A 3933-nucleotide genomic window follows, 5' to 3' on the forward strand; every position below is an offset into this window, starting at 1 on the left:
GTTCTGGTAGATGTAGAGCGCACGGGCGCCGAGCGGATTGGTGAGGCCGCCGGGCTGGCCGCCCTGCCATTTCACCAGCTCCGGCTTGCGCTGAATCATCTCCGGCGGCGGCGTCCAGACCGGCCATTCGCGGCCATACTGGATGTTGGCGCGGCCCGACCAGCGGAAGCCGTCCTTGCCGATGCCGACGCCGTAACGGATAGCATCGCCGCCCGGCTGGACGAGATAGAGCATGCGCTCCTCGAGATGGACGACGATGGTGCCGGGCGCCTCGCCGGTCTTGTCGACGACGATCTGGCGGCGGAACTGCGGCTTGACCTTCTGCCACGGCACAGCAGGCACCTCGAAGCCGCCATCGGTGAGGGAGGCGTACATGACGTCCGGGCCGGTGACGTTCTTGTCGACGCTGATCGCCGGACGCATCGGCGGCACGGAACCAGTGACGGTGTTGTCGAGCTGCATTTGCGGCAGGTCGAGCGTGTCGGTGGTGGTGCAGCCGGCAAGGCCCAGCAGCGCCATGGCGCCGGCGCCGGAAAGCAAGGCACGGCGGGGAAGCTGAATTTCGGTATCGATTGCGGCGCCGTTGGAAGGCGGCGTCAGACTTTGCGGCAACTCGCGCATACACCAAACCCTACGCTGCCGGCGGGAAGCACGGTCCGGCCGGATAAGGGCATTTTCGTCACTCATGGTTGAAAAAGCGTGAAAGGGCGCGGTCCGGCTTAACCCTAACGGACCGTTTCGCCGGTTGATGGGGCTACCGGTCGAGGCGTTGAAGATTTTCGCTGAAGATTTTTCCGGCGGCCCCTTTACATTCCCGACGACCCCAGGATTTATCCTTTTCTTTGCGCTCAAGGAGCAGGGAAATGTCCTTCGAAAACTGGGCTGCCTTCGCCGCCGCCTCTTCCATCCTTCTCGTCATTCCGGGCCCGACGATCCTTTTGGTCGTCTCCTATGCGCTGGGCCAGGGCTGGCGCACCGCGCTGCCGATGGCGGTGGGCGTCGCGCTGGGCGACTTCACCGCCATGACGCTGTCGATGCTGGGCATCGGCGCGCTGCTCGCGGCTTCGGCCACCGTGTTCACCGTGCTCAAAGTGATTGGCGCCGGCTACCTCGTCTATCTCGGCATAAAACTGTTCCGCGCCGGCGGCGCGCTGAGGGCCGAGCCGCGCACCGACACGGTTTCGGCGGCAAGGATGATGGCGCATGCCTGGCTGGTGACGGCGCTGAACCCGAAGAGCATCACCTTCTTCGTCGCCTTTCTGCCGCAGTTCCTCGACCGGCACGCCGACTTCTGGACGCAGATGCTGATCTTCGAGACGACTTTCCTGACCTTGGCCTTCGCCAATGCCTTCGGCTACGCGCTGGTCGCATCGAGGGCCCGCGCCATCGTGCGCAACCCGAAGGCCATCCGCATCTTCAACCGCACCGGCGGCACGTTGCTGGTCGGCGCCGGCATCGCCACGGTGGCGATGCGGTCGGGGAATTGAGGCGGCGCACGCCCGGCAGGCCTGAGGCACTATCGACCACGGGTTGGCACGCTCCTCGCCGATGCTTTAGGATCGGGCTCCAGACAGCAAATTCGCGATCGTCGAAGGACACAGAATGGCGCTGAAGGACGCATTCGGCCTGGCTTACTCGGGCGCGACCGAAGCCGGGTTTTCATCCTACGCCCGCGCCGTGCATGAGCTGCAATGTTTCATCGGCGATCCGGTCGGCTCCGCCGATCGCGCGATCGCCGAGGATCCCGGCTTCGTCATGGCGCATGTGTTGAAGGGTTACCTCTTTGGCCTCGCCACCGAGCGCGAGGCAACGCTCGTGGCCAGGGCATGCCACGAGGCGGCCTTGCCGCTCGCCGCCACGGCGCGCGAGCGGGCGCATGTCGCGGCCCTCGGCCATCTTGCCTGGGGGCGCTGGCATGAGGCCTCCCGCATCCTCGAGGATGTCGCCATCGACCATCCGCTCGATCTCGTGGCGCTGTTGACCGGGCATCAGATTGATTTCTTCACCGGCAATGCCCGCATGCTGCGCGACCGCATCGGCCGCGCCTTGCCATCCTGGCGAAGCGACATGCCCGGCTATCATGCGGTCCTCGGCATGCAGGCCTTCGGACTGGAGGAAATGGGCGATTATGCCCGCGCCGAACGGCTTGGCCGCACGGCTGTCGAGATCGAGCCGCGCGACGGCTGGGCGCAGCACGCCGTCGCCCATGTCATGGAGATGCAGAGCCGGCAAAAAGACGGCATTGCTTGGATGCGCGCCAATCCCGACGCCTGGACCAGGGAAAGCTTCCTCAAGGTGCACAATTGGTGGCATCTGGCGCTGTTCCACTACGACCTCGGCGAGGTCGCCGAGGTGCTGGCGCTCTATGACGGCCCGATTTATGGCGAGGCATCGACGATGGCGCTCAACATGGTCGATGCCTCGGCAATCCTGTGGCGGCTGCGCCTCGGCGGCGTCGATGTCGGCGGCCGCTGGACGGCTCTGGCCGACAACTGGCACAAGGCCGGCGGCGGCAATTATGCCTTCAATGACGCGCATGCGATGATGGCCTTTGTCGGCGCCGGGCTGGAAGCGCCGGCAAAGACGCTGCTCGAGGCGCAGCGCGAAGCGATGCGCGGCAGCGACGACAATGCCGCCTTCACGCGCGATGTCGGCCACCCGCTGACCTTAGCCATCAAGGCCTTCGGCGAGGGCCGCTACGATGAGGCCGTGCGGCTGATACGGCCGATCCGCTCGATCGCGCATCGCTTCGGCGGCAGCCATGCGCAACGCGACGTCATCGACCTGACGCTGATAGAGGCCGCGTTGCGCGCCGGCGATCAGGCGCTGGCGCGAGCGCTTGCCGCCGAACGGCAGCTGGCGCGGCCGGACAGCCCCTTGTCGACGTTGTTCTCGCGGCGCGCATTCGATTTGTCTGAGAATTGACCCGGGACGGATCTTGCCCTAAAAACTGGCCAAGCCAGATTTTTTCGAGATCCGAAAAAATTAATGGCCGTGGGAGGAAATCATGTATCTCGGCCTCGACCTGGGCACTTCGGGCGTCAAGGCGCTGCTGATCGACGACGACCAGAAGGTCATTGGCGCCGGCCATGGCTCGCTCGACGTCTCGCGGCCGCATCCCGGCTGGTCGGAGCAGGATCCGGCGCATTGGATCGAGGCCAGCGAGACGGCGATTGCCGAACTCAAGGCTTCGCATCCGAAAGAGCTGGCGGCGGTCAAGGGCATCGGCCTTTCCGGCCAGATGCATGGCGCCACTCTGCTTGATCAATCGGACAAGGTGCTGCGCCCCTGCATCCTGTGGAACGACACGCGCAGCCATGTCGAGGCGGCGGCGCTCGATGCCGATCCGCGCTTCCGCAAGCTCACCGGCAACATCGTTTTCCCTGGCTTCACCGCGCCCAAGCTTGCCTGGGTGAAGACCAACGAGCCGGCAATCTTCGCCAAGATCGCCAAGGTGCTTTTGCCCAAGGACTATCTGCGGCTCTGGCTGACCGGCGAACACATCTCGGAAATGTCGGATTCGGCCGGCACCTCATGGCTCGATGTCGGCGAGCGCCGCTGGGCGCCCGAGTTGCTGGCGGCGACATCGCTCGACGAGAAGCACATGCCGTCTCTGGTAGAAGGCACGGCCAAGGCCGGTGGCTTGCGGGGTGAACTCGCGTCCAAATGGGGCATCGCGTCGGGCATCCCGATTGCCGGCGGCGCCGGCGACAATGCAGCCTCGGCCTGCGGCATGGGCACGGTCGGCGCCGGGCATGCCTTCGTTTCGCTGGGCACGTCGGGCGTGCTCTTCGCCGCCAACGCCTCCTATTTGCCCAATCCGGAAAGCGCGGTGCACACCTTCTGCCACGCACTGCCCAACACCTGGCACCAGATGGGCGTGATCCTGTCGGCCACCGATTCGCTCAACTGCCTTTCGGAAATCACCGGCAA

Annotated in this window: 4 protein-coding genes; 3 read left to right on the forward strand and 1 reads right to left on the reverse strand. The window is 65.3% G+C overall.

The genetic code is table 11. The features are described 5' to 3' along the window. Positions 1-519, reverse strand: a 519-nt coding sequence (locus tag EOA28_RS27585) for a L,D-transpeptidase (RefSeq protein ID WP_245501607.1), incomplete at its 3' end; no start/stop codon positions are given. Positions 520-863: 344 nt separating this feature from the next. Here EOA28_RS27585 and EOA28_RS27590 point away from each other — a divergent pair. From EOA28_RS27590 to xylB, 3 genes are all read left to right on the forward strand, one after another. Further along, positions 864-1487, forward strand: coding sequence for a LysE family translocator (locus tag EOA28_RS27590; protein WP_127251757.1), 624 nt, complete (start codon positions 864-866; stop codon positions 1485-1487). A gap of 115 nt (positions 1488-1602) precedes the next feature. After that, positions 1603-2925, forward strand: coding sequence for a tetratricopeptide repeat protein (locus EOA28_RS27595; RefSeq protein WP_127251756.1), 1323 nt, complete (start codon positions 1603-1605; stop codon positions 2923-2925). An 82-nt stretch (positions 2926-3007) separates the two neighbouring features. After that, a partial coding sequence (gene xylB / locus EOA28_RS27600) for a xylulokinase (protein ID WP_128315480.1) occupies positions 3008-3933 on the forward strand: 926 nt, incomplete at its 3' end.

The organism is Mesorhizobium sp. M2A.F.Ca.ET.067.02.1.1, assembly GCF_004023285.1.
GTDB lineage: Bacteria > Pseudomonadota > Alphaproteobacteria > Rhizobiales > Rhizobiaceae > Mesorhizobium.

Excerpts from the sequence above, each read along its gene's own strand:
- EOA28_RS27590 (WP_127251757.1), top strand. The coding sequence starts at position 864 with ATGTCCTTCGAAAACTGGGCTGCCTTCGCCGCCGCCTCTTCCATCCTT.
- EOA28_RS27595 (WP_127251756.1), top strand. The coding sequence starts at position 1,603 with ATGGCGCTGAAGGACGCATTCGGCCTGGCTTACTCGGGCGCGACCGAA.